21 protein-coding genes are annotated in these 24,317 nt (G+C 75.1%); 11 read left to right on the top strand and 10 right to left on the bottom strand.

The features are described from left to right. The first annotated feature begins 355 nt into the window (after window positions 1-355). Window positions 356-1,984, top strand: a complete 1,629-nt coding sequence (locus tag ACFVHV_RS25440) for a hypothetical protein (RefSeq protein WP_359905352.1) — start codon at window positions 356-358, stop codon at window positions 1,982-1,984. A 40-nt stretch (window positions 1,985-2,024) separates the two neighbouring features. On the opposite strand, the gene ACFVHV_RS25445 is transcribed toward ACFVHV_RS25440, so the two are convergent. Continuing rightward, entirely contained in the window at window positions 2,025-2,528 is a 504-nt protein-coding gene (locus ACFVHV_RS25445; protein ID WP_359905355.1) for a VOC family protein, read from the bottom strand. A gap of 136 nt (window positions 2,529-2,664) precedes the next feature. Between ACFVHV_RS25445 and ACFVHV_RS25450 the strand changes: the two genes are divergently transcribed. After that, window positions 2,665-4,035, top strand: a complete 1,371-nt coding sequence (locus tag ACFVHV_RS25450; protein WP_380353712.1) for a hypothetical protein — start codon at window positions 2,665-2,667, stop codon at window positions 4,033-4,035. A gap of 203 nt (window positions 4,036-4,238) precedes the next feature. Continuing rightward, window positions 4,239-5,729, top strand: a complete 1,491-nt coding sequence (locus tag ACFVHV_RS25455; protein WP_359905361.1) for an alkaline phosphatase PhoX — start codon at window positions 4,239-4,241, stop codon at window positions 5,727-5,729. On the opposite strand, the gene ACFVHV_RS25460 is transcribed toward ACFVHV_RS25455, so the two are convergent. Then, window positions 5,717-7,360, bottom strand: coding sequence for a helix-turn-helix domain-containing protein (locus ACFVHV_RS25460; protein WP_359905364.1), 1,644 nt, complete (start codon window positions 7,358-7,360; stop codon window positions 5,717-5,719). The genes ACFVHV_RS25455 and ACFVHV_RS25460 overlap by 13 nt on opposite strands. A 419-nt stretch (window positions 7,361-7,779) precedes the next feature. Between ACFVHV_RS25460 and pruA the strand changes: the two genes are divergently transcribed. Both pruA and ACFVHV_RS25470 read left to right on the top strand, forming a co-directional pair. Then, window positions 7,780-9,408, top strand: a complete 1,629-nt coding sequence (gene pruA / locus ACFVHV_RS25465; protein ID WP_359905367.1) for an L-glutamate gamma-semialdehyde dehydrogenase — start codon at window positions 7,780-7,782, stop codon at window positions 9,406-9,408. A gap of 214 nt (window positions 9,409-9,622) precedes the next feature. Next, window positions 9,623-10,552, top strand: a complete 930-nt coding sequence (locus ACFVHV_RS25470; RefSeq protein WP_359905370.1) for a proline dehydrogenase family protein — start codon at window positions 9,623-9,625, stop codon at window positions 10,550-10,552. 64 nt (window positions 10,553-10,616) lie between these two features. Here the strand turns inward: ACFVHV_RS25470 and ACFVHV_RS25475 are convergent, their stop codons facing one another. Continuing rightward, on the bottom strand, window positions 10,617-11,210 hold the full coding sequence (locus ACFVHV_RS25475) for a Uma2 family endonuclease (protein ID WP_359905373.1): 594 nt from the start codon (window positions 11,208-11,210) through the stop codon (window positions 10,617-10,619). 147 nt (window positions 11,211-11,357) lie between these two features. Here ACFVHV_RS25475 and ACFVHV_RS25480 point away from each other — a divergent pair, with 147 nt between their 5' ends. Beyond that, window positions 11,358-12,050: an RraA family protein gene (locus tag ACFVHV_RS25480; protein WP_359905375.1), complete on the top strand. Its 693-nt coding sequence runs from the start codon at window positions 11,358-11,360 to the stop codon at window positions 12,048-12,050. Between the two features lie 5 nt (window positions 12,051-12,055). Here ACFVHV_RS25480 and ACFVHV_RS25485 read toward each other — a convergent pair whose 3' ends face one another. The 4 genes from ACFVHV_RS25485 to ACFVHV_RS25500 form a co-directional block, all read right to left on the bottom strand. Further along, window positions 12,056-12,544 carry a GNAT family N-acetyltransferase gene (locus ACFVHV_RS25485; protein WP_359905452.1) on the bottom strand — a complete coding sequence of 163 codons (489 nt, stop codon included), beginning with the start codon at window positions 12,542-12,544 and terminating at the stop codon, window positions 12,056-12,058. 100 nt (window positions 12,545-12,644) lie between these two features. Beyond that, the gene (locus tag ACFVHV_RS25490) at window positions 12,645-13,622 is read right to left on the bottom strand and encodes an SGNH/GDSL hydrolase family protein (RefSeq protein ID WP_359905378.1); all 978 of its coding nucleotides are present in this window, start codon (window positions 13,620-13,622) and stop codon (window positions 12,645-12,647) included. A gap of 172 nt (window positions 13,623-13,794) precedes the next feature. Then, window positions 13,795-15,150 (bottom strand): TerD family protein, encoded by a 1,356-nt coding sequence (locus ACFVHV_RS25495; RefSeq protein WP_380353751.1) that lies wholly within the window; start codon window positions 15,148-15,150, stop codon window positions 13,795-13,797. A gap of 169 nt (window positions 15,151-15,319) precedes the next feature. Further along, complete coding sequence (locus ACFVHV_RS25500) at window positions 15,320-16,663, bottom strand: hypothetical protein (protein WP_380353717.1); 1,344 nt, start codon at window positions 16,661-16,663, stop codon at window positions 15,320-15,322. Window positions 16,664-16,992: 329 nt separating this feature from the next. Between ACFVHV_RS25500 and ACFVHV_RS25505 the strand changes: the two genes are divergently transcribed. Then, window positions 16,993-17,493 carry an SsgA family sporulation/cell division regulator gene (locus ACFVHV_RS25505; protein ID WP_359905384.1) on the top strand — a complete coding sequence of 167 codons (501 nt, stop codon included), beginning with the start codon at window positions 16,993-16,995 and terminating at the stop codon, window positions 17,491-17,493. Window positions 17,494-17,536: 43 nt separating this feature from the next. Here the strand turns inward: ACFVHV_RS25505 and ACFVHV_RS25510 are convergent, their stop codons facing one another. The 3 genes from ACFVHV_RS25510 to ACFVHV_RS25520 form a co-directional block, all read right to left on the bottom strand. Beyond that, window positions 17,537-18,973 (bottom strand): GAF domain-containing protein, encoded by a 1,437-nt coding sequence (locus ACFVHV_RS25510; protein WP_380353720.1) that lies wholly within the window; start codon window positions 18,971-18,973, stop codon window positions 17,537-17,539. A 194-nt stretch (window positions 18,974-19,167) separates the two neighbouring features. After that, complete coding sequence (locus tag ACFVHV_RS25515; RefSeq protein ID WP_380353723.1) at window positions 19,168-20,388, bottom strand: M48 family metalloprotease; 1,221 nt, start codon at window positions 20,386-20,388, stop codon at window positions 19,168-19,170. Then, entirely contained in the window at window positions 20,385-20,834 is a 450-nt protein-coding gene (locus ACFVHV_RS25520) for a BlaI/MecI/CopY family transcriptional regulator (protein ID WP_359905392.1), read from the bottom strand. Before ACFVHV_RS25520 ends, ACFVHV_RS25515 begins: the two co-directional genes overlap by 4 nt. A gap of 115 nt (window positions 20,835-20,949) precedes the next feature. On the opposite strand from ACFVHV_RS25520, the gene ACFVHV_RS25525 reads away from it, so the two are divergent. The 4 genes from ACFVHV_RS25525 (at window position 20,950) to ACFVHV_RS25540 (ending at window position 24,309) form a co-directional block, all read left to right on the top strand. Beyond that, entirely contained in the window at window positions 20,950-21,618 is a 669-nt protein-coding gene (locus tag ACFVHV_RS25525) for a DedA family protein (protein ID WP_359905395.1), read from the top strand. Next, a complete protein-coding gene (locus ACFVHV_RS25530; RefSeq protein WP_380353726.1) occupies window positions 21,615-22,277 on the top strand; it encodes a phosphatase PAP2 family protein in 663 nt (220 codons plus the stop codon). Before ACFVHV_RS25525 ends, ACFVHV_RS25530 begins: the two co-directional genes overlap by 4 nt. A 199-nt stretch (window positions 22,278-22,476) precedes the next feature. Next, a complete protein-coding gene (locus ACFVHV_RS25535; protein WP_380353729.1) occupies window positions 22,477-22,992 on the top strand; it encodes a pyridoxamine 5'-phosphate oxidase family protein in 516 nt (171 codons plus the stop codon). Window positions 22,993-23,187: 195 nt separating this feature from the next. Further along, the gene (locus ACFVHV_RS25540; RefSeq protein ID WP_380353732.1) at window positions 23,188-24,309 is read left to right on the top strand and encodes a TIGR03364 family FAD-dependent oxidoreductase; all 1,122 of its coding nucleotides are present in this window, start codon (window positions 23,188-23,190) and stop codon (window positions 24,307-24,309) included. Window positions 24,310-24,317 lie beyond the last annotated feature (8 nt).

Here is a 24,317-nt window from a genome sequence, read left to right on the forward strand (position 1 = left end):
GGTCTCCTGTGGCCGGGCACCACCGGGGTCGGCGGGGTTGTGCCGGCGCGCCCGTCCGGAGGCGCTGTGGTGGTGGCCGCGGGTACGGGCTCCCTGGTGGGGCGAGGTGAGCTGAAGAGGGCCCCTCCGGCCCGGGGTCGGGCGGAGGGCGGTTGGGCTTCGTTGCCCCGGTGGCAGGCGCGGGGTGTGCGCGCTACCAGACCGAAGGATAAGGGGTGGGCGCACGTCCATGGCGCGCGCCCCTGGGTGCGCCCCGTACGGCCGGGCATCGGGGGTGCCCGGCCTATACGCTGAGGTGATGGATCGGTACGCGGCGCTGTTGGGCTGACCGCTGGCTGAGGGAGAGCGCACAACGATGGCCGGACGACGTCGCAAGAACACCGGGGCTTCGGCGGGGGAGGGCGCGGCCGAGGCGGTGCTGCCCGCGGACCTGGAGCTCCAGGACCTCTACGGGGCGTTCGCCGCGCACGGGCTGGACGACGAGGACCTGGACGACGCGGCCGTCCTGGTCCCGCCGGTGAAGCTGCCCGCCGAGCGGGAGCTGGCCGAGCAGGCGAAGGCCGTACCGATGTTCGGGTACGCGCTGGCGCTGGCCCGCTGGGCCGCCCCGCACCGGGAAGTGGACGAGTTCGGCGACCTGGTCGAGGCGGACCGGGCACCCGCGGCCCGGCTGCTGGGCCTGGCCCCGGCCGAGGGCGAGGTGCCCGAGGAGGCCGAGGTCGAGGCGCTGCGGGCCTGGTCGCTGGCCTGCGACCTGGACCTGGTGGAGCTCGGCACGACCGCGGACGGCGAGCACGTCGCCGTCCCGGGCCCGGACCTGGAACCCGCCGAGCAGGGCGACCCGGAGACCGTCCTGGAGCTGTGGCTGACCGCCGCCGGGATCGTCCGGGAGCTGGCCGTCGAGGCGGACTCCGTCCCGGAGGGGGCCGAGGGCGCGGCGGAACCGGCCGGGGACGGCGCGGACGAGGAGGAGGACGAGGACGGGCTCTCCGAGGTCGAGGAGGCCCGCGACGAGGCCGCCGAGCTGCTGGACGAGGCCCTGCAGGTGCTCTACGAGACCACCGCCTTCGCCGAGCCGGGCAACGAGACCGTGCCGCTGGGCGTGCTGGCCGCGCTGCTGGTCGTCCCGGAGGGCGAGGAGCCCAGCGAGGAGCTGCTCGGCGACATCACGGACGTGATGGTCGCGCTGGACCCGATGCTGGGCGACCTCGCCGAGCTCGGCCTGCTGGACTACCGCCCGATCGACCCCGAGCTGTTCGACGAGGAGGACGGCGAGGAGTCCGCCGTGGTCGGCGAGGAGCCGCTGGACGAGGAGGAGTCGGCCCGCTTCGGGCTGGTCCGGCTCACCCCGCTCGGCCAGTACGGCATCCGCCAGTGGCTGCTGGAGGACGGCTACGACGCCCCGCTGGTCGGCGACCTGGCCCGGGGGAACGCGGCCGAGCTGCTGCGCGGGGTGTGCGAGTCCGCCAACGTGCTGCCGGAGGAGGAGCTGCGGGTGTGGACCGCCGACCGGGAGCCGGTGGCGGCGGCGCGCGAGCTGCTCGCGGCGGCGCGCGGCACCGACGGCTACGGCCCGCTGCGCCGGATGCTCTGCGTCTCGGCGCTCAACCTGCTCGGGCCGGACGCGGAGCCGGCCGTCCGGGAGGCCGTGGACGACCCGGAGCTGGGTGGCGCGGCGCGGGCCTGGCTGGCCGCGCAGGGCGCGACGGACGTGCCGGTGCCGGACCGGGCGATGGCCCTGTGGACGGTGGTCGACACCTTCGCCGCCCAGCTGCTGGACAACGGCGGGGACGCCGAGCTGCTCCGCGAACTGATCACCGACCTGCCGGTGAACGGCGATCCGGCCGGGTGGTTCGGCGAGCTGTGGCGGGTCGACCACCCGTACACGGCGGACGTCCTGGAGGCGATCGGGGAGCTGCACCCGGACCGGGCGCTGGCCAAGGAGGCGCGCAAGGCCGCCTTCAAGGCGCGCTCCAGGAGCTGATCCTCCCGCCCTTCACGGAGTGCGCCGAGCCGGGCCCGGGTCACGGAAGGTCCAGCGAGCCGTCCTCGGTGAAGGGGAAGAACGGGTTGTGGGCCAGCTCCCAGAGGTGGCCGTCCGGGTCCTCGAAGTAGCCGGAGTAGCCGCCCCAGTCGGTCGGGACCGGCGGCTTGACCACCACGGCGCCGGCCTCCACCGCCGTCCGCAGCGCGGCGTCCACCAGGGCGGGGGACTCCAGGTTCACCGCGAGGGTGACGCCGCGGAAGGAGGGCTCGCCGGCGGGGGGCAGGCCCGCGTCGGCGGCCAGCTCCTCGGTGGGGAAGAGCCCGAGCGCCGAGTCGGCGGTGCGGAACCAGACGATCTCCGGGCTGGAGGCGGCGGAGCGCTTCCAGCCGAGCGCCTCGTAGAAGCGGGCGCTGCGGTCGAGGTCGGTCACCCCGAGGGTGACGATGCTGATCCGGGCGGGGAAGGCGCCCTGCTGGGTCCGGTCCTGGGCGGCGCCGTCGTGCGCCGCCCCGTTCTGTGCTGCCTCGTTCTGTGCTGTCATGCCGCCAGGTTAGGGAGGGCCGCTGACAACGGGCGTCCTGACACGGCCACCACCCCCGTCCGGAGGCGGAGCTGATGACCCGGCAGCTGCGGGCACGTAAGGTTGGCGTCAGCGGTGCGGGTGCGAGGAATCGGGGGTGCGGCACAGGATGATGCGGGAGAACGGCGGCAGGCACCAGAAGCGGAACACCGGGCCCTCGGGGTCCGTCCCGGCTCCGGACCGGCCGGTCCGGGAGGACCGTTTCGCCGGTCGGCCCGCGGAGCGCGGCGCGGACCGGACCGCGGAGCAGCCCGCCGACCGGCCGTCGGGCCGGGCGGCCGAACCGCCCGTGGACCGGACCGCCGGCCGGCCCGTCGACCCGTTCGCCGATCAGGAGGCGTTCTCCCGCCGGACCCTGGCGGCGGCCGACTTCCCGGTGTACGGCGTGGTCGCCGGTCGAACGGTGGCCGGGGACGTGCGGACCGGTGACGCGGCGGCCGGTGACGGGGCCGACGGTGAGGCGCTGGACGGTGAGGCGCTGGCCGCCTTCGAGACCTCCGGCGGCGAGCTGCGCTGGGTCGAGGTCCAGTGCGGTGACTGGCGCTCGGCGGCCGGCCCGTACGTCACCGTGCGCACCTACCGGCCGGGCGCCGACCGGGGCGAGCGGCTGCCCGAGCTGGAGGACCTGGTCGAGGACGAACGGGACCGAGTCTACGAGCAGTTGGGCATCGACGAGGGCGACGGGCCGGGCCGGGTACGGGCGTTGCGCGCCTGGATCACGGTGGACGGCGAGCCCTGCGCGGTGGAGGTGCACGAGGACCGGCCGGTGCCGGAGCCCGGCGCCCCGGCGGCGTCCGGGCCGGAGGCGGTGTGGGCCGGGCGACTGCGGGTCGGCGGGCTGACCGTGACGGTCTGCGGGCGCGGGGTGGCCCCCGGCGCGGTGGAGCTCGGCGCGATCGGCGACTTCGAGCGCTGCCTGCGCGGACGCACCGGACTGCTGCGCGACCTGGCCGCCCGGCGGGCCCGCCACGTGCCGGTCGAGGAGCGCGAACTGCCGCCCGCCGTCGGGATGGAGGCGCACCGGGCGCTGATCGCGCAGACCGTCGCCGAGTCCGCCGCGATCGAGGCGCAGGTGCGGGTCGGGCGCACGCCGCGGCTGCCGCGCGGGCTGCGCGGGGACGTCGGCGCGGTGCGCTGGGAGACGGCGGTGCGCCAGCAGATGCGGCTGGCCACCGAGACCCGGGAGGAGGCCGCGGCGGCGGTGACCTCGATGGTGAACCACCTCAACCGGCTGTCCCAGCAGACGCACTGGCTGGTCGGCACGGCGGAGGGCGAGGCGGCCGTCGAGGAGGTGGTCCGGTACACGGTGTTCGCGAGCGAGGTGGCGAGCCTGCCGGCGCAGCGGGCCTGGGCGCAGCTGTGGCGGGAGCGGCCGGGCGGCGGCGGGGCGGGCGTGTGGGAGGAGCAGCGGCTGTCCGAGCAGCTGTGGCTGGCGGCCTGGGAGCAGTGGCGGGCGGCGCGGCACTGACGGGCTGTCGGCCCGCGCGGCGTCCGACGGAGCGCCCCTCCGGAGGGGGCCGGCGTAAAGCCGAGGTCATGTGAAGGTCATCGGTCGGCAAATGGCCGCCTGGGCGTGAGGTGGACGTCATGCCGGGTTCACCCGTCCGGCGGAGCCTGCTGGGCGTCGGCATCCCGCACCGACGCCCCCGCTCATCCTCAGGAGTTGCTGCCATGTCGCTGTCCCGCCGGGACTTCGTCAACCGTTCCACCCTCGTCGGGGCCGGCGTGCTGATCGCCGGCAGCGCCGAGGCGCTGGCCAGCGCCCCGGGCGCGATCGCCGCCCCGGTCGGCGGCGAGGCCCCGGTCGCCGCGGCCGCCGGGACCAACTCGGCCGCCGGCACCGCCGTCGGCTACGGCCCGCTGGTCCAGGACCCGGGCGGCCTGCTGTCCCTGCCGAAGGGCTTCTCGTACAAGGTCCTCAACCGGGCCGGCGTCACCAAGCTGCGCACCGGCGAGTTCACCCCGAGCAACCACGACGGCACCTCCGCCTTCGAGGACGAGCGCGGCGGCAACTACATGGTCGTCAACCACGAGCTGGCCGGCGCCCGCGCCAACTGGCCGCACCCGGTGCCGCTGACCGAGGGCCACGTCTACGACCCGGGCGCGGCCGGCGGCTGCACCATCGTGCACGCCAAGCGGGACGGCTCGGTCGAGCAGTGGGTCGGCATCGCGGGCACCGCCACCAACTGCGCCGGCGGCGTGACCCCGTGGGGCACCTGGCTGTCCGGCGAGGAGACCGAGGACAAGGCCGGCAAGAACGGCTTCACCAAGGACCACGGCTACATCTTCGAGGTCGACCCGTTCGACGACGACTACAACCGCGACCCGCAGCCGGTCAAGGCCTTCGGCCGCTACGCCCACGAGGCCGTCGTGGTGGACCCCAAGCGCGGCCAGGTCTACCTGACCGAGGACGCCTCGAACCCGAACGGCCTGCTGTTCCGCTGGACCCCGCCGGCCGGCTTCAAGCACGGCCGCTACAAGCTGCGCCGGCTGGCCGCCGACGCCGGCGTGCTGGAGGCCTTCAAGGTCTTCGACGCGCAGGGCAAGTTCATCGACGACCTCTCCCGCGCCACCGCGGTCGGCACCACCTACGGCGTGGACTGGGTCAAGGTCGCGGACCGCGACGCCAAGACCGTCTCGGTGCGCAAGCAGTTCAAGGACGGCGAGGTCACCCGCGCCCGGAAGCTGGAGGGCATGTGGTGGGGTGACGGCGGCTTCTACTTCGTCTCCAGCTTCGCCCGCTCGGAGAGCCCGCTCCAGCACGACGGCCAGGTCTGGTTCTACAACCCGGCCCGCCGCACCATCACCCTGAAGGTCCTGCTGGGCGTCAACACCGACGTCTGGGGCGACCACGACAACTTCGACGGCCCGGACAACATCACCGTCTCGCCGTACGGCGGCATCGTGATCTGCGAGGACGGCGAGGGCGTCTCGCACCTGTTCGGCGCCACCGAGGAGGGCCTGGTCTTCCCGATCGCCCGCAACGAGCTGAACATCGGCACCGCCGAGAAGCCCGAGTTCAGCGAGTTCACCGGGGTGACCTTCTCGGACGACGGCAAGACCCTCTTCGCCAACATCCAGACCCCGGGCATCCAGCTGGCCATCAGCGGCCCGTGGCGCCGGCTGAACGAGCACAAGCGCGGCCAGGGCTACGGCGAGTGACCCTCCGAGCGTGAAGGGCTGCCCGCGGACCACTCGTCCGCGGGCAGTCGCAGTTGCAGCATGGCCAGCAGGCGCTGCTGCGGCTGGGCGAGGTCGATGCCGGTCAGCTGCTCGGCCCGGCGGACCCGGTAGCGCAGGGTGTTGGGGTGGATGTGCAGGGCGTCCGCGGCCACCCGGACCTCGCCGAGCGCGTCCAGCCAGGCCAGCACCGACTCGGCGAGCCGGGTGCCGTGCCGGCGGTCGTACGCGGCGAGCGCGGTCAGCCGCGGGTCGCGCAGGCCGGAGCGTTCCTGGAGCAGCGCCAGCATCTCGCTGACCAGCACCTCCGCCTGGACGTCGATCAGCGCCGCGACGTCGAGGTCCACCCCGCCGCGGCCCATCGCGTCCAGGATCCGGTCCGCCTGCGCGCGGGAGTCGGGCACCTGGGCCAGGCCGTCGACGGTCGAGCCGATCGCGGCGCGCAGCGGGACGCCCAGGTGCTCGCGGGCGGCCGTCACCACCTCGGAGGCCCAGTCGCGCACGGTGGTCATCGGCAGGCCGGGCGGCAGCTCGGGCAGCAGCACGTACACCCGGGACTCGATCGGGGCGAGCAGCGCGGTGCGGTGCCGGGCCGCGGTGTGCACCGAGATCAGGCCGGTGACGTCGGAGCGGTGCAGCGCGTCCGTGGTGCGCGCGCTGTACGCCAGCACGGTGGCCGGGCGGCGCAGGTCCAGGCCGAGGTGGGTGGCGAGCGACTGGGGGCCTGTGGAGCCCTCCAGCAGGCCGGTGAGCAGGGTCTGGGTGAGCCGGACGTCGGCGGACAGCTCCCGGCGGCGGCGCACCAGCTGGGCGGCCGCGACCCGGGCGGCGCCGACCAGGGACTGCTCGGCCAGCGGGGCCAGCGGCTGGGCGCCCTCCTGCACCCAGATGGTGCCGAGCGGCTGCGCCCCGGCCCGGATGCCGACCGCCAGGCGGCGGCGCAGGCCCAGCTCGGGGTGCGGCTCGACCGCGATCGGGGCGTCCGAGCTGCGCAGGTGCTGGAAGATGCCCCACTCGCGGAGCTTGGAGAGGTACGGCTCCGGGCCCTGCCAGCCGAGGATGGACAGCCGGCGCAGGTCGTCGACCTCGTCGGAGTCGGAGGAGCGGGAGTAGGCCAGCACCCGGCTGGAGGTGTCCTCGATCGAGACGATGCCGTTGGTGAGCACGGCGACGGTCTGGGCGAGGGAGAAGAGGTCGCCGGCGTTGGGTTCGGGGGAGCCGGGGGCGTCCGGGGCGTCCGGGCCGGCGATGATCGCCCGGGCGAGCGAGTCGAGGTGCTCCCAGCGGGTCTCGCGGCGCACCGAGAGCAGGGCGACGCCCGCGTCGGTGGCGGCCTCGCGCAGCGCGTCGGCCTGGCCGGGGCCGTCCAGCTTGACCGCGACGGCGGCGGCCCCGGCCCGGCCGGCCGCGCGCAGGGCGGGCAGGGCGGCGCGGCCGCGGGCGCCGATCGCGAGGACGAGCTCGCCGGGGGCGGCGGTCGGCGGGTCCTCCGGGTCGAGGATGGCGACGTCGCGCACCGCGACGTCCAGGCCCTGCGGGGCGGCCTGCAGTTCGACCAGCGGTTCGCCGAGGGACATCAGGAGTTGACGGAGCGGCAGGCCGGAGGTGGTCACGCCGGTCCTCCTTCATCCGCCCGGACAACGTTTCGCGGTCGATTTTAGCCGGGCGGACAGAGTTCGGGGCTGTCGTCGGGCGGAAGGCCGTCCGTGACCCCGCCGGCGCACCGCGTGCGCCGTCCGCGCACGGTTCGGAGGCCGAGCGCTGTTCGGAGTCCGAGCGCCGGAGCGCGAGCCGGTGGCCGGGGCCAGGAGCGTGAGCCGGTGGTGCACGGAGGTGTGAACCATGGGGTAGGAGGGGACGATTCGTGACCGCGGCGTGACCAGGTTCGTCGGGCCGGACAACGCCGTACGGGGGAATTTAGCCGCGCGGCCAATCAAGTGGCCCGGTGGCCAGGAATAGCGTTCGTGCTGTGGTCGGCGTGCAACCCGCGCCGGCAGTCCCCCCGCACTGAACGAAGGAGAGCGTGCGCTCTATGGACGCTGTGACCCAGGTCCCCGCGCCGGTGAACGAGCCGGTCCACAGCTACGCCCCCGGGAGCCCGGAACGGGCTCGCCTGGAGGCCAAGCTGAAGGAGCTGGGCGGCCAGGAGCCGGTCCAGCTGACCATGACGATCAACGGTGAGCGCCGGATGGGCGGCGGCACCGAGATCCACGTCGTCCAGCCGCACAACCACGCGGCTCGGCTCGGCACCCTGCGCAACGCCACCCAGGCCGACGCGCAGGACGCCATCGACACTGCCCTGGCCGCTGCCCCGGCCTGGCAGGCGCTCTCCTTCGACTCGCGCGCCGCGATCTTCCTCAGGGCCGCCGACCTGCTGGCCGGCCCCTGGCGCGAGACCCTGGCCGCCGCCACCATGCTCGGCCAGTCCAAGACCGCCCAGCAGGCCGAGATCGACACCCCCTGCGAGCTGGTCGACTTCCTGCGCTTCAACGTGCACTTCGCCCGCCAGATCCTGGCCGAGCAGCCGATCTCCTCGGACGGCGTGTGGAACCGCAGCGACCACCGCCCGCTGGAGGGCTTCGTCTACGCGATCACCCCGTTCAACTTCACCGCGATCGCCGGCAACCTGCCGACCGCGCCCGCGCTGATGGGCAACGTGGTGCTGTGGAAGCCCTCCCCGACCCAGCAGTTCTCCGCGCACCTGCTGATGCAGCTGCTGGAGGAGGCCGGCCTGCCCAAGGGCGTCATCAACATGGTCACCGGCGACGGCCTGGCCGTCTCCGAGGTCGCGCTCAAGCACCCGGCGCTGGCCGGCATCCACTTCACCGGCTCCACCGCCACCTTCCAGCACCTGTGGCGCGAGGTCGGCAACAACATCGCCGGCTACCGCACCTACCCGCGGATCGTCGGCGAGACCGGCGGCAAGGACTTCCTGGTCGCCCACCCGTCCGCCGACCCGAAGGTCCTGAAGACCGCGATGACCCGCGGCGCCTTCGAGTTCCAGGGCCAGAAGTGCTCGGCGCTGTCGCGGGCCTACGTCCCGGCGTCGATCTGGGCCGGCCTCAAGGACGAGTTCGCCGCCGAGGTCGAGGGCCTCACCATGGGCGACGTCAGCGACCTGAGCAACTTCATGTCGGCCGTCATCGACGACCGCTCCTTCGCCAAGAACAAGGCGGCCATCGACCGCGCCCAGGCCGACCCGCAGGTCGAGGTCCTCGCCGGCGGCAGCTACGACGACTCGGTGGGCTACTTCGTGCGCCCGACCGTCCTGGTCTGCCAGGACCCGGCGAGCGAGTACTTCAAGGACGAGTACTTCGGCCCGATCCTGGCCGTGCACGTCTACGAGGACGAGAAGTACGAGGAGATGCTGGCCCAGATGGAGTCGGTGTCCCCGTACGGCCTGACCGGCTCGATCATCTCCCAGGACCGCGCCGCGGCCCAGGACGCGATGCACAAGCTGCGCTTCGCGGCCGGCAACTTCTACATCAACGACAAGCCGACCGGCGCCGTCGTCGGCCAGCAGCCCTTCGGCGGCGGCCGGGCCTCGGGCACCAACGACAAGGCGGGCGCCAAGCAGAACCTGGCGCGCTGGACCTCCACCCGCTCGGTCAAGGAGACCTTCGTCCCGCCGACGGACTACCGCTACCCGCACATGGGCTGACCAGCCCCGTGCCGCTGATCGTACGGCTCGTCCAGTAGCCACCGGTCACCCGCGACGCCCGGTCCCGCAGCCGGGCGCCGCCCGCCGGGGCGGCGGGGCCCACCCACCCGTCGCCCGCCGCCACCCTTCTTGGGACGCGCTGCGCGCGGCTCCCCGGATGCCCGCCGCCCCGGCCCTTCTGCCACCCTTGGAAACACCAGCTCCAGGAGTCACGATGCTCCGTTCCGCCCTTCTCGCGGCCTCCCGGTCCCCGCAGGTCCGCACCGTGGTCGAGAAGTTCCCGCCGACCCACGCGATAGTCGAGCGCTTCGTCGCCGGCGACGTCCTCGACGACGCCGTCACCGCCACCGACGACCTGATCGCCACCGGCCGCAAGGTCACCCTGGACCACCTCGGCGAGGACACCCAGGACGCCGCCCAGGCCGCCGGCACCGCCGAGGCCTACGAGCACCTGCTCAAGGCCCTCAAGGACACCGGCCTCGCGGCCGGCGCCGAGGTGTCGGTCAAGCTGTCGGCCGTCGGCCAGTTCCTCCCGGTGGACGGCGAGAAGATCGCGCTGGAGAACGCCCGCCGCATCTGCGAGGCCGCCGCCGACGCCGGCACCACGGTGACCCTCGACATGGAGGACCACACCACCACCGACTCCACCCTCGCCATCGCGCGCGAGCTGCGGGCGGACTTCCCCTGGCTGGGCGTCGTGCTCCAGGCCTACCTGCGCCGCACCGAGGCCGACTGCCGCGACTTCTCGGGCGAGGGCTCCCGCGTGCGCCTGTGCAAGGGCGCCTACAAGGAGCCCGAGTCGGTCGCCTTCCAGGGCAAGCACGAGGTCGACCTCGCGTACGTCCGCGCCCTGAAGGTCCTGATGGCGGGCGAGGGCTACCCGATGATCGCCTCGCACGACCCCAACATGATCAAGATCGCCGGCCAGCTGGCCCAGTGGAACGGCCGCAAGCGGGACTCCTTCGAGTACCAGATGCTGTTCGGCATCCGCCCCGAGGAGCAGCTGCGCCTCGCCGGCGAGGGCAACACGATGCGCGTGTACCTCCCGTACGGCCAGGAGTGGTACGGCTACTTCATGCGCCGCCTCGCGGAGCGCCCGGCCAACCTGACCTTCTTCCTGCGCGCCATGGCCACCCGCGGCTGACCCGGCGCCCCAGGCCACGGCCCGCACCCCTGACGGGGGGTGCGGGCCGTCCGCGTTCCCGGCGTCAGAGGAAGGGCTTGGTGTCGAGGTCGAATGCGAACGGCGCGGGGATGGCGAGCGGTTCACCGAAGGCGGCGAGGTGGGCCTCGGTGTACTCCTCGCGATGCGGTTTGCCGAAGAGGCTGACCTGGGACTTCTCGCGGTCTATCAGCAGGTAGAGCGGGATGCCGGCCCGCGCGTAGCAGTGCCGCTTGGTGATCCGGTCCTGATCGGGTTTGGCGGACGTCGCCTCCGCGACCATGGCGACACCGTCCGGTTCCATCCAGGACGGCGCGCCGCGGAAGAGGCGGAGCTCCTCGGGAGCGAACGTGGCGTCGGGGATGACGTGGTTCTTCGGGCAGAGCCCGCCGCTCACAAGGCGCAGGCCCTTGCCGCCCGAAACGCTCATGTCGGTCCTGGAGAGGCGGATCACCTGCTTGAGCAGGTGATTGATGTGGTCCTCGTGATCGCCGTCCGGCGGTGGTGCCACGATGATCTCTCCCTCGATGAGCTCGGCTCGGAAGCCTTCGGGGGAGTGCAGGCTCAGGAAGCTCTCCAGCAGGATGTCGGCCTGCGTCGGGGAGCCCGTGATCGGTTGCTCATGCGCCACAGCACTCATGATGCCCCTCCTTCAGAGGGTGGTCACGCTATTGGCGGCTCGACCGGGCTGTGCCGTAGGCGGCGGAGTTTCACTCGATGGTGTGAGTTTGAAGCCTGGCATAGGATCCGGGCTGGTGAACTGGGCTGTCGGTGAGAGGAGTTGGCGATGCTGAAGGCTTTCGCGGAGCTGTCCACGCCGTTGGTGGCGGACGCCTGTGTGCGGCTCGGGGTGGAGCCGCGGGTGGCGCCGGTGGGAGTGGGGGCGGTGGTGGCCGGGGCCCGGGTGGCGGGGCGGGTGCTGCCGGTGCGGCACTACGGGAGCGTGGACGTGTTCCTGGAGGCGTACGGCGCGGCCCGGGACGGGGACGTGCTGGTGGTCGACAACGGCGGGCGGACCGACGAGGCCTGCATCGGGGACCTCGCGGTGCTGGAGGCGCGGGCCGCCGGGGTGGCCGGGATCGTGGTGTGGGGGCTGCACCGGGACACGCCCGAGCTGCTGGAGATCGGGCTGCCGGTCTTCAGTTACGGGGCGCTGCCGCTCGGCCCGGTGCGGCTGGACGGCAGGGAGCCGGAGGCGCTGCTGACGGCGAAGTTCGGCCCGCACCCGGTGAGCGCCGAGGACGTGGTGTTCGCCGACGCGGACGGGGTGCTGTTCGTGCCCGCCGACCGGGTCGGCGAGGTGCTGGAGACGGCCGGCGCGATCGCCCGGACCGAGCGCGCGCAGGCCGGGCGGATCGCGGCCGGGGACACGCTGCGGCGGCAGACCGCCTTCGACGAGTACCTGCGGCGCCGCGCCGCGGACCCGGCGTACAGCTTCCGGCAGCACCTGCGGCGGGTCGGCGGGGCGATCGAGGAGTAGGGCGGTTACAGCGGCCGGTGCATGACGTGCAGGCCGACGTATCCGTCCACCGGGTGGAGGAAGGCCTCGGGGACGGTGCCGACGATCTCGAAGCCGAGCGATCGGTAGAGCTTCACGGCGTGGTGGTTGCTGGCGACCACCGCGTTGTACTGCATGGCGCGGAAGCCGGCCCGGCGGGCCCAGTCGAGGGTGTACTCGACCAGGGCCCGCCCGATCCCCTCGCCGTGGCGGGCCGGGTCGACCATGTAGCTGGCGCTGGCCACGTGCGAGCCGTTGCCGGGGCGGTTGCGGTTCATGTTGGCGGTGCCGAGGACCCGTCCGTCCTCGTCCACCGCGACCACCGTGCGGTTCGGGGCGGCGAGCATCCACCACTCGCGGCCCAGCTCGGAGGGCATGTCCAGCGGGTAGGGGAAGGTCTCGCCGGCGGCGACGACGGCGTGGAAGAACGGCCAGATGGCGGGCCAGTCCTCGGGGGTGGCCTCGCGGATGTCGATGGGCATCGGACCAGGATGATCCCCGACGGGCGGGCGGGCCACCGGTTTTCGGTGGTCCCGCCCGTCGGGCCGGTCGTCGGGGGCCGCGTCGCGGGGCGGGTCAGCCGCCGAGGAGGGCGTCCTCGACCAGGGCGGCGGTGTGGGCCTGGCCGCGGGCGTTGGGGTGCACCACGGCGTATTCGAGGGGGATGACGCTGGTCAGCACGCCGTCCAGCCAGTGGTCGGCGTCGCAGACGCTGTGGCCGGCGCTGGCGGGGTAGAGGTTCACGAAGGTGTCGCCGCGGGCGGCGGTGTCCTGGGCGATGAGCGCGTTGAGCGGCTCCAGGAGCGCGGTGCGGGCCCAGGCGAGGTCGCCGGTGGTGAAGGTGCCGAACTGCAGGGGGTTGCCGAACTGGCAGAGCGTGGCGTCCTCGGGGACGAGGTGCGGGTAGCCGACGGTGAGGACCCTGGCGGACGGGGCCTTGGCGTGCAGCGCGGTCAGCATCCGGGCGTAGTCGCCGCGCAGCCGGTTCAGGCGGTCGGGCAGGCTCGCGTCGAACTTGTTCTTGCAGGGCGTGCCCCGGCCGAGCTGGACGGCGCCGAGTTCGATGCAGCTCTTGAGGATCTCGGCGAAGCCGAGGTCGTTGCCGCCGATCCCGACGGTGACCAGGTCGGTGGCCGGGTCGACTGCGTCGATCTGCGGCGGGACGGACGGGTAGGGGCCGTTGGGGTCGGTGCCGAGCGGCGGGAGCGGCCGGCCGAGCGGGGACTGCGCGCCGGTGTCGACGCTGCCGGTGGTGGCGCCGCTGCAGCTGACGTTGCGCAGGGCGACCAGGGAGCCGAGGTCGCGGCGGAGGATCTCGGGATAGGAGTCGACGGTGCGGGCGCAGCCGTCGCGCGGTTCGGTCTCGTCGCCGGTGGCCACGACGACCCCGGCGGTGTAGGAGTCGCCGAGGGCCGTCCACCGCAGTGCGGCGGCGCGGTCGCCGGGCCGGGCGGCGGCCTGGGCGCTGGCCTGGGCGGTGGTCGGGGTGATCAGTCCGGCGGCGAGCACGGTGGCGGTGCCGGCGACGGCGAGGCGGGACAGGAAGTGTGGCACGGCTCTCCTCCTCGGGGTGCGGGGGAGAGAGCGGATTCACCCCCCTGAGAGTCAATCGAGTCGCCGTGGTGGTGACTTGATGCCTCAAGGGGGTGAATTCACGGGCGCGGATGTGACGTCGTGAGGTCGTCGCGTGGCGTCGCGGCCTCGCGGGACCGGCGGCGGTGTGCGGCTACAGCACCGCGGCGGCGGGCTCGATCATCGCCCGCGCGGTCTTGCCGTCGACGTACTCGCCGATTGCCGTCATCTCCCACTCGCCGCCCGGACGGCGGACCAGCTTGCACATCATCACACCGGTGTGGGGCTCGGAGTTGGTGAGGTCGAAGCGGACCAGCTCCTCCTCCGTCCGGGCGTCCAGCAGACGGCAGTAGGCGTCGCGCACGTCGGTGAACTTCTGGCCGGAGAAGGAGTTCACGACGAAGACCAGCCCGTGGACCTCCGCCGGCAGGCCCTCCAGGTGGACGGTGATCGCCTCGTCGTCGCCGCCCTCGCCGCCGACCAGGTTGTCGCCGGAGTGGGAGATCGCGCCGTTGAAGATGCTCAGCTTCATGAACCAGGCCGTCTCCAGCCGCTTGTGCCGGGCGTCGAAGGCGAGGCAGGAGGCGTCCAGGTCGATGTCACGGCCGCGGCCCGCGGACTTCCAGCCGAGAGCCATCCGGACGGAGGAGAGGAACGGGCGGCCGTTCTTGACCAGGGAGACCGAGCTGCCCTTGACCAGGTTGACCCGGCCCTTGTCCAGGGTGATCTTGGCGGGGGCGGCCGGGGCCGCGGGCGCGGCGGGGGCCGGGGGAGCCGCGGGCGGGGCCGGGACGGCGGTCTGGCCGGTGGCGAGGGCGATCCGCGGGTCGACCGGGGTACCGGAGACCGGGGTGGCGGTCGGGTGCCCGGCCGGTGCGGGCGGGGCGGCCGGCGGAGCCGGGAGCTGGACGGTGCGGTCCACCGGGGCCGGCGGCGCGACCGGCGCGGCGGGGGCCGGCGCGGCGGGGGCCGGGGCGGCCGGGGCCGGGACCGCGGCCGAGGAGGCGGGGGCCGGGGAGTCCTCGACGGAGACGCCGAAGTCGGTGGCGATGCCCGCGAGGCCGTCGGCGTAGCCCTGGCCGACGGCGCGCACCTTCCAGGCACCGCCCCGCAGGTAGACCTCGACCACGATGAGCGCGGTCTCCAGGCCCAGCCGGGGCGGGGTGAAGGTGACCAGCACCTCGCCGGTGTCGGCGTCGCGGACGGTGGCGGTGGGCTCCATCCCGGCGAAGGTGGAGACCTGGTCGGCGGGGCTCGCGGTGACCACGATCTTGGTGATGCCGGCCGGGACGGCCCGGGTGTCGACGGTGATCGCGTCGGGGGTGCCGGCGGTGGCCGGGCGGTGGCTGACGCCGGGGCCGTTCGGGGCGTTGAAGAAGACGAAGTCGTCGTCCGAGCGGACCTTTCCGGCATCGGTCAGCAGCAGGCCGGAGACGTCCAGCGCCTTGGGCGCGGTGACCTCGACGCTCACTCGCGCGGCGGTCAGCGGTGCGTTGCCGCCTTGGGTCAGGACGGTGGACACGGACTCCTCCTCGGGTGCGGAACGGCGGCCCGGCCGGGGCCGTCGGGGCGCCGGGCCGGGGTGCTGCCCACAGTAACGAACGAGGTTCGGGGATGTGCCCGTCCGGAACGGCCGACCGCGGATCGTCGAACGACCGTTACACCCGGCCGTCGGCAGGTCAGCGCGCCGCGGTGGCCGGGGCGGTGGACGGTGCGGAGCCCGGGGAGGGGGCCGTTGCGGAGGCCGTTGCAAGGGCCGGGCCGTCGGCCGGTTCGGGGAGCTGCGAGGCGGCCCGGGCGCGGGGCGCGCACGGCTCGACGGGCGGCGGCTGCGCCGGGCCGAAGCCCCCGAGCGCGGCGACCGCGCGGGGGTGGTCGAGGGCGAAGGCGGAGACGCTCCAGCTCTCCGCCGGGGCCGCCTTGCGCGCCGCGGCGGACGGCTCCGCGGCCGGACGGGCGCCGCGGACGCCGAAGGTGTAGTGGCCGGGCCGGACGTCGGTGCCGGGCGGGGTGGTGAAGCGGTAGACGAGGGTGCCGCGTTCCTGCTGGGCGGTGACCACGGCGCCCGGCAGGTCGGTCCAGGCGGCGCCGGTGCCGGGTGCCGACTCGCCCGGGGCGAGCCGGAACTCGGCCTGGAACGCGGTGACCGGCTCGGCCACCGCGAGGGTGAGCCGGTGGCGCAGGCCGTCCCGGCCGAGCGGGGAGAGCAGGGCGGCGCCGGACAGCGCGTGGTCGGTGTCCGGGGCGCTCCCGGGGTCGGCCGGGCCGGCGCCCTCGACGGGGTCGACGGGGGCGGTGGGCCCGGTGGGCGCGTCCTTCCCCGGGGCGCCCGCGGCGCCGACGTCCGGGAGGGACGCGGCGGGCGGCGGCACCGGGCGGCCGGGCACGGTCGGTCGCAGCCCGGGGATGTTCGGTCCCTGGCCGGGGGCGGAGGGGTCGTAGCCGGGCTGCTGGGCGTTCCAGGGCGGGGCGGGGACGGAAGGGGAGGGCGAGGGGCCGGCCGGGGCGTCGGCGCCGGTGCCGGTGAGCTGGGTGCCGTGGGCCGGTGCGTCCTGCCCGGCCGAGGCCTGGCCGCCGGTCTGGGGCGTGCCAGGGCCCGGTGTGCGGGACGCGGGCGGGGTGGCGGCGACCGGCGCGGCTCCCGACGGGCGTGCCGAGAGGTGCGAGGAGGGGGCCGTCGAGGGGTGGCCCGCGGCGGGGCGGCCGGCGGCGGGGGCGGACGACAGGCCGTCGGTCGGGGTCTGCTCCGAGGCCGCCACGGCCTGGTCGGTGGCGCCCGGCGTGGGCGGCGGGGTGGAGCCGACCCGGGCGACGCCGGCCCGGCGGCCGATCCCCTGCTGTTCGTTGAGCAGCAGGGTGGTGGCGATGCTGATGCCGACCACGGTGGACATCGCCATCGCGGCACCGGACAGGCGCAGGGTGGGCAGCCGGAACAGGCCGCCGAACGGGCGCGGCCGCCCGTGCCGACCCTGCCGTGCGGGCTCGTGGTGCACGTCCCGCGCGGTGTCCTCGCGCACAGCCACCGGACCCCTCCCTCCCCGAAGCCGCCGTCGCGTCGCCGTATTCTCCCACGCGTCGCCGCCGGGTCCGGCTCCGGCCGTCGCGGGCCGGTTCCGCGCGGGCCCGCCCGGGGAGAGGGCAGAGCGTACCAGTGGGTGATCACCTCCCGGTCGGCCCCCGTCCATTTCGTGGACGCCCTTTCGACACACGGAAGTTGACGGTCCGTCTGACAAGGGCTGGTAAGGAGCGGCCGCCCCGGACGGGGGTTATTGCAACCCCCTTGCAACCCTTGCCCGGTGCGCCGGGCGTGACGCAGGCTGAGGTCATCCCACGCCGTCCCGGAGAGACCGTCATGCCGCCCGACCCGCTGTCCGCAGCCTCAAGTGCACCCCTCGCCGCCACCCCCACGGGCGGCGATGGGGACGGCTCCACCGCCGCTCCGGCGGCGGTGGAGGAGGTGCTGATCCTGCGGATCTCGCTGGGCGAGGAGGTGGTCGGCGAGGTGCGCACCCGGTTCCGGTTCGTCGCCGCGCGCCCGTACGAGGTCCTGCTGACCTTCCACCTGGGGCGGCCCGACGAGGCCGACTGGGTGTTCTCACGCGAACTGCTGCGCGACGGGCTGCGCGCGCTGAGCGGCCAGGGCGACGTCAAACTGTGGCCGGCGTACTGCCCGTGCCACGGCGCGACGCTGCACCTGGCGCTCGAATCCCCGCACGGCAGCGCCCTGCTGGAGGCCTCCAAGCCCCGGGTGCAGGCCTGGCTGGACCGCACCTACGCGCTGGTCTCCGAGCACCAGGAGCGCCGCTGCGGTCCCACCGACGCCGAGCTGGCCGCGCTGCTCGCGAACGGCTGACGACGGGGCGCCGGATCCGCTCCGCCCGGCCGGCGGCGGAGCGTCAGCGGCGCTCCGTCGGCGCGGCGACGCGCGGCGGCGGCAGGGGCGGCGCACCGGGCAGCCGGGCCGTCCCCGCGGCCAGCGCGGCCCGCAGCCGCCGCACGGCCGGGGCCGAGGAGGAGGGCAGCAGGTCGTACGGGTCGTCCGGCCCGTCCACGGTGACCAGCACCGACTCGGCGATCCGGTACGGCCGGTGGGCCAGCAGCCCGCCCAGGTAGCGGCGCAGCCGGGAGAGCTCCGCGCGCACCGTCACCGTCCGGCCCGGGTCGCCGAACAGCGCGTCGGCGAGCTGGGCGGCCGTGCTGCCCTCGCGTCCGGTGGCGAGCAGGAGCAGCAGTTCGGCGTGGCGCGGGCTGAGCGGGTGCGACCAGCTGTCGGCCGCGCCCCGGACGGACAGCCCGGGGCGGTCCGGGCGGCGCAGGTCCAGCCGGAGGTGGGCGCCCTCGGCCTGCTCGGCGGTCACCGTGCCCGAGCCGTTCTCCCCGGGCGGCCGGACCGGGCGCACCAGCCAGCCGTCGGCGAGCGGCTCCAGCGCGCACTCGCCGAGGCCCGGCACCCAGTGCACGCCTGCCGGGGTCCAGCCCTCGCTGGGCACCCGCAGCCGGCTGGGCGGCGGCAGCCCGGCCGCGGCGGCGGTCCAGCCGGCCGCGTCCACCACCAGCGCCGGGCCGCCGACCCGGGCGAGCAGCGGGGCGGCCAGGGTGCGCAGCTGGTGCAGCGCCTCCAGCCGGTGGGCGCGCAGCTCGGTCTCGGCCAGCCGGGCGGCGGTCGCGGTGAGCTGGAGCAGGTACGGGCGGATGCTGTGCGCGGGGCCGCTCAGGTTGATGGCGCCGACCAGCTGCCCGGTGCCGGGGTCGCGCACCGGTGCGGCCACGCAGGTCCAGGAGTGGTGGCTGCGCAGGTAGTGCTCGGCGGAGTGGACGTGCATCGGGCGCCGGGCGCGCAGCGCGACCGCGATGCCGTTGGTGCCGACGCTCTCCTCGATCCAGCGGGCGCCGGTGATGAAGCCGATCCGGTCGGCGCTGCGGCGCAGGCCGCGTTCGCCCTCCTGCCAGAGCACGTGGCCCTCGGCGTCGGCGACGGCCAGCAGCAGCGGGGCCGTGCCGCCCGTCTCCACCAGGGTCTCGCGCAGCACCGGCAGGACGGTGTCGAGCCCGCTGGTGCGGCGTCGCTGTTCGATTTCGCCGGGGCCCAGCAGGACGGCGGCGGCGCCGGTGTCGGGGTCGAGGCCGAGGCGGCGCAGCCGGGCCCAGGAGTCGCCGATCTCGGGCCGGGGTTCGAGCAGGCCGGGGCCGCCGGCCTCCTCGGTGCGGGCGGGGGTGGACAGTTCCCGGGCGGCGGCGTCGGCGAGGGTGCGGTCGTGGACCTTGGCCAGCTCCGTCGCGGACGGCGGGGTGCGGCGCTCTGGTCGTCGGGACTGCCGTCCGGTCTGCCGCACTCGCTTCGCTCCTCGCCGCCGTTCGAGGACGCGTCGGGGCCGACGCGCTGACGAAAGCGTACGGGTGCGGTGGGCCGCTGGGGACGGGGTCGGGCAAGTCGGCATACCGGGCGGTACGGAACGCGGGTCCGGCCCCGGGCCCGGCCGTGCCCACCGGGGTGCGGGGCCCGACCCCCGGCGGCCACGGCCGGCGGTCAGCGCTGGGCGCCGGAGCCCTGCTGGGCCGCCTCCACGGTGTGGTGCAGGTCGGCGGTGGCCTCCAGAGCGGCGCCGGTGCTCAGCGCCAGGCAGGCGGCCAGGGCCACGGCGGCGGCCCGCAGCCAGGTGCCCGGGGCGGAGGCCGGGCGGGGCCGGAGCAGTGCGGCGACCCGGCGCGGGACCGGGCCGGAGTGGGCGGTGGCGACCGTCCGGGGGCGGGCCGGCCAGGGGGAACGGCTCGCGGCCAGGGCCGCCCGGCCGACCGCGCGGGCGGTCACGGCGCGGTCGCCGACCCGGGCCGCCGCGACCTCGTCGGCCCAGCGCTCCAGGTGGTACCCGAGGGGTGCGCGCAGCGGGCGCAGCGCCGGATGGACGTCGGCGGCGTGCTCGGCGAGGGCGAGGAAGAGGTGGTGGCGGGCGGTCAGGTGGGCCCGTTCGTGGGCGAGCAGGGCGGAGCGCTCGGGGCCGTCGAGGGCGCGCAGCATGCCGGAGGTGACCACGATCCGGCCGGGCTCGCCCGGTCGGCCGGGGCGGCCAAGGCGGCCGGGCAGGGCGAAGGCGTCGGCGCAGTCGTCGTCCAGCACGGTGAGCGGGTGGTCGGCGGGCCGGAACAGCGCGGCGGGCCGCAGGAGGGCGACCGGCCGCAGTCTGGCGGCGAGCCGGGTGAGCGCGGGCGGCCACGCCGAGGGGCGTGACCGGCGCACGGAGGCGCACGGGGGGCGCATGTCCGAATGCTGGGCAGAGGAGGGGGCGCGGCCCGGCCGGTGGGCGCCCGTCCGGTCCGTCCGGTCCGTCCGGTGGCGGTCGGTGCCGCCGGTGCGGTCGGTGCCGTCGGTGGGTCGGCCGGGGTGGTCGTGGGCCGGGAGCACGGCCCGGGCGGTGCGCAGCTCCCGCTGCCGCCGGTGGACGGTGCGCGCCGCCAGTGCGCCGAGCGCGAGGAGCGCCAGGGCGGCGAGCGCGGCCGCGAACGGCGCGCCGGGCGAGGCGGCGGTGAGCCAGGGCAGCGAGAGGTGGCCGAGGGCGGCGACGGGCGGGAGCTGGAGCAGCCCGTCGGCGGCGAGCAGGCCGAGCGAGCAGAGCGTGCCGCCGGCCAGCACGGCGGTGGTCGCGGCCAGCATCCAGGCGGCGGCCCGCGGCGGCAGCGCCTCGGCGAGGCGGCGGGCCAGCGGGGCGGCCAGGAAGGGCAGCAGCAGCGGGACCCAGACGGCGAGCATCATCGGCCGGCCGCTCCCGGGGTGCCCGGGCCCGCGGTGTCCGGGCCCGCGGCGCCGGCCCCGGTCGCCTCCGCGCCCGGGGCGCCGTCGCCGAGCAGTTCGCGGAGCAGCTGCTCGTCCTCGGCGGAGAGGTCGGAGACGAAGCGGGCCAGCACGGTGGAGCGGTCGGACTCGCGGCCGAGTTCGGTGTGCATCCGGCGGGCGGCGAGCCCCGCGGTGTCCTGGACGGTCGGGGTGTAGGCGTAGGCCCGGCCGGCCCGGGTGCGCACGACCGTGCCCTTGTCGAACAGCCGGCCGAGGATCGTCGCGATGGTGGTGCGGGCGAGGTCCCCGCCGAGCGCGGCCTGGACGTCCTGCGGCGTCATCGGCTGCCGGGCGGACCAGAGGGCGGCCAGCACCTCGGCCTCCAGCTCCCCGGCGGGCCGGCGGGCGGACGGTACGTCGGGCATGGCGGCGCTTCCTCCAAGTTTCGTCTACAGTCATGTAGACCGTCTACGCAACTGTAGACGGTCTGGGCGGGTTCCGATGCGAACCGCCCCCCAACGTACGGGAGGTCCGTCGGCCTTGCTCCAGTTCCTCGCCGATCCGGCCGTTCACCTCGCGGTGAATCCGCTGGACGCGTCCTCACTGCTCGCCGCCTTCGGCGCGCTCGGCATCGCCGTGGTGCTGTTCGCCGAGACCGGTCTGCTGGTGGGCTTCTTCCTGCCCGGTGACTCGCTGCTGTTCACCGCCGGACTGCTCTGCGTCCCCGGCGCCACCAAGGGCCCGCAGCTGCACCTGTGGCAGGTGCTGCCCGCCGCCCTGGTCGGCGCGCTCGTCGGAGCCCAGGTCGGCTACCTGATCGGCCGCCGCGGCGGTCGGGCGCTGCTGGCCCGGACCCGGCGCAAGAGCCTGCTGGAGGGCGTGGCGCGGGCCGAGGAGCTGCTGACCAAGTACGGGCACGGCAAGGCGATCGTCCTCGCCCGGTTCATCCCGGTGGTCCGTACGGTGCTGAATCCGCTCTGCGGCGTACTCGACGTGCCGGTCCGCTCGTTCACCCTCTGGCAGGTGCTCGGCGGCGTGGTCTGGACGGTCGGCGTGGTGCTCGCCGGGTACGGGCTCGGCTCGTCCGTCCCCAGTATCGACCGGTACCTGCTGCCCATCATCGGTCTGGTAGTAGTTGTCTCCGTGCTCCCCATTGTTCTCGAACTGTTCCGCGCCCGTAAGGCGCGACGTCACGGAGGTGACATGTGACGCCATCCCGGGCGCTCGCCGTGTACGACGGCAGCGGAATCGACGGCGGCCTGTACACCCGGGTCAACGGCTGGGCGCAGTCGGCCCCGCACTGGCTGGACGAGCTGATCAAGGTCTGGTCGGCGCTCGGCCTCGGGCTGTTCGCGGTCTTCATGCTCCTCGCGTGGTGGCGGGCGCGCGGCGCGGACTCGGCCGTGATGGCCAGGGTGCTCGCCTCGCCGGTGATCGTGGTCGTCGCCTACGGCGTCAACTCGGTGTTCAAGGGCATGGTCGAGGAACTCCGGCCGTGCGCCCAGATCCCCGGCAGCGTCGCGCTGGAGACCTGCCCGGGCACCGGGGACTGGTCCTTCCCGAGCAACCACTCGGTGATCGCCTTCGCCGCCGCGGCCGCGCTCTGGTTCGTCGACCGGCGGCTCGGCTGGGTGGCCGGCCTGTTCGCGGTGCTGATGGCCGCCTCCCGGGTCTGGGTCGGCGTGCACTACCCGCACGACGTGGCGGTGGGCGCGCTGGTCGGGCTGCTGGTCGCGGTGGTGCTGGCGCCGCTCGCCGGGCGCTGCGGACCGCTGGTGGACCGGATGCGGGCGGGTGCGCTGCGGCCGCTGCTCGGGCCGGGCGCGCTGCCTCCGGTCGACCGCGGCTACGCGACGCAGGGGCGCTGACCCCGCCGCCGACGCCGCCGGGCACTCCGACGCCGCTGCGCGCTCGGACGCCGTTTCCCGGGCCGCCCGCCCCTTGTCCGGTTTCGGACGACGGGTGGAGCATGTGAGCCGGGCGTGGGGCCTCCTCCGGGGGGCGCCCGCCCGGCTCAGTCGTGCTCGGGCGCGCGGGCGCCGGGCGTGCCAGCGGAGGGAGTGCCGAATGCCGTACCGACTCGACATCACGCAGGGGGACTGGCCGGGGGACCTGCTGCACAAGGGCGTCGAGGGGCTGCTGGCCGAGGCCATGGTGCTCACCCTCGCCACCGCGGGGCACGAGCACGGCCCGCACGCCAACCTGGCCTTCTTCGCGTACGACGACGACCTCGTCCTCTACTTCGTCAGCGAGCGCTCCACCCGGCACAGCCACCACCTGGCCGAGGAGGCCCGGGCCGCCGCCACCGTCTTCCTGCCGCCGCCGGTCTTCGGCGAGCAGCTGCGCGGCCTCCAGCTGACCGGCAGCGCGGGCGAGGCCTGGGGGCGGCAGGCCGAGGCGGCGCTGGCCGCCTACCAGGGGCGCTATCCGGCCTTCGCGCGGGACGAGGAGGCCCGGCGGCAGTTCCTGACCGGCGGCGGGGCGGCTGCGCTGTACCGGTTCCAGGTGGAGGAGCTGACGGCGGTGGACGAGCCGAACTTCGGCCGGCGCAACTACCTGCGGGCGCGGGTGGTGCGGTCGTAGCCGCCCCGGTCGTCCCGACGGGCCCGGCGGCTGCGACCGCCGGGGCCGCCGGGGTCACGGGGCCGCAGGCGCGGCCGGGGCCGTGGGCGCCACCCCCGAATGGCCGTCGGGTTGTCTGTACAACTTCCCAGGTGGTTCATCTCCGGGACGGCAGTCCGACGCCCCTCGGACACCCGGGCGCATCAGCCTGGACGCATGAGAGTCATCGTCGTAGGAGCAGGCGTGCTCGGCAGCATGCACGCCTGGCAGGCCGTCGAGCGCGGCCACGAGGTCGTCCACCTGGAGCGCGAGACCGAGGCCCGCGGCGCCTCGGTGCGCAACTTCGGCCTGGTCTGGGTCAGCGGCCGGGCGCAGGGCGAGGAACTGGACACCGCGCTGCGGGCCCGCGAACTGTGGGAGTCCATCGGCGCCCGCGTCCCGGACCTCGGCTTCCGGGCGAACGGGTCGCTCACCGCGATCCGCACCGAGGCCGAACTGGCCGTCGCCGAGCAGGCCCTGACCCTGCCGGACGCCGCCGCCCGCGGCTACCGGCTGCTCGACCCGGACGAGACCCGCGCCGTCAACCCGGCCCTGCGCGGCAAGCTGCTCGGCGCCCTGTGGTGCGAGCGCGACGCCGCCGTCGAGCCCCGCACCGCCCAGCGCGCGCTGCGCGGGTACCTGGAGTCCACCGGCCGGTACACCTTCCTGCCCGGGCGCGAGGTGCGCGAGGTGGTCGGCGAGAACGCCGTCCGCGACGACCACGGCGACATCCACACCGGCGACCTGGTGATCCTCTGCACCGGAGCCTGGCTCGGCGGCCTGGTCCGCGAACTCGCCCCCGCCCTGCCGGTCCGCCGGGTCCGCCTCCAGATGATGCAGACCGACCCGCTCGGCGAGACCCTGACCACCTCCGTCGCCGACGGCGACAGCTTCCGCTACTACCCGGCCTTCGCCGGCACCGCCCTGGACCGGCTGCGCGAGACCCAGCCCCAGCCGCCGGTCGCCGCCGAGCACAGGATGCAGCTGCTGATGGTCCAGCGCCGCGACGGCGGCCTGACCATCGGCGACACCCACGAGTACGACCAGCCGTTCGGCTTCGACGTCGTCGAGGACCCGTACGACCACCTGGCCGGCGTGGTCGAGGAACTGCTCGGCCGCCCGATGCCGCGGATCCGCCGCCGCTGGGCCGGGGTGTACGCCCAGTGCGTCGACACCACCCGGGTCGTCCACCGCGAGCGCGTGCGCGACGGCGTCTGGCTGGTCACCGGCCCCGGAGGCCGCGGCATGACCTGCTCGCCCGCCATCGCCGAGACCACCGCCCAACTCGCCAACCTGTAAGGAACCTT

This window comes from Kitasatospora sp. NPDC127116 (genome assembly GCF_042677365.1).
Lineage (GTDB): Bacteria > Actinomycetota > Actinomycetes > Streptomycetales > Streptomycetaceae > Kitasatospora > Kitasatospora lactacystinica.

Bases quoted from the DNA above. Each gene is read 5' to 3' on its own strand.
- ACFVHV_RS25475 (WP_359905373.1), bottom strand. From the start codon at position 11,210: ATGAGTGCTGTGGCGCATGAGCAACCGATCACGGGCTCCCCGACGCAG.
- ACFVHV_RS25520 (WP_359905392.1), bottom strand. From the start codon at position 20,834: ATGCCCGACGTACCGTCCGCCCGCCGGCCCGCCGGGGAGCTGGAGGCC.
- ACFVHV_RS25505 (WP_359905384.1), top strand. From the start codon at position 16,993: ATGCCGCCCGACCCGCTGTCCGCAGCCTCAAGTGCACCCCTCGCCGCC.
- ACFVHV_RS25515 (WP_380353723.1), bottom strand. From the start codon at position 20,388: ATGATGCTCGCCGTCTGGGTCCCGCTGCTGCTGCCCTTCCTGGCCGCC.
- ACFVHV_RS25440 (WP_359905352.1), top strand. From the start codon at position 356: ATGGCCGGACGACGTCGCAAGAACACCGGGGCTTCGGCGGGGGAGGGC.
- pruA (WP_359905367.1), top strand. From the start codon at position 7,780: ATGGACGCTGTGACCCAGGTCCCCGCGCCGGTGAACGAGCCGGTCCAC.
- ACFVHV_RS25470 (WP_359905370.1), top strand. From the start codon at position 9,623: ATGCTCCGTTCCGCCCTTCTCGCGGCCTCCCGGTCCCCGCAGGTCCGC.
- ACFVHV_RS25480 (WP_359905375.1), top strand. From the start codon at position 11,358: ATGCTGAAGGCTTTCGCGGAGCTGTCCACGCCGTTGGTGGCGGACGCC.
- ACFVHV_RS25455 (WP_359905361.1), top strand. From the start codon at position 4,239: ATGTCGCTGTCCCGCCGGGACTTCGTCAACCGTTCCACCCTCGTCGGG.
- ACFVHV_RS25445 (WP_359905355.1), bottom strand. From the start codon at position 2,528: ATGACAGCACAGAACGAGGCAGCACAGAACGGGGCGGCGCACGACGGC.
- ACFVHV_RS25535 (WP_380353729.1), top strand. From the start codon at position 22,477: ATGCCGTACCGACTCGACATCACGCAGGGGGACTGGCCGGGGGACCTG.
- ACFVHV_RS25540 (WP_380353732.1), top strand. From the start codon at position 23,188: ATGAGAGTCATCGTCGTAGGAGCAGGCGTGCTCGGCAGCATGCACGCC.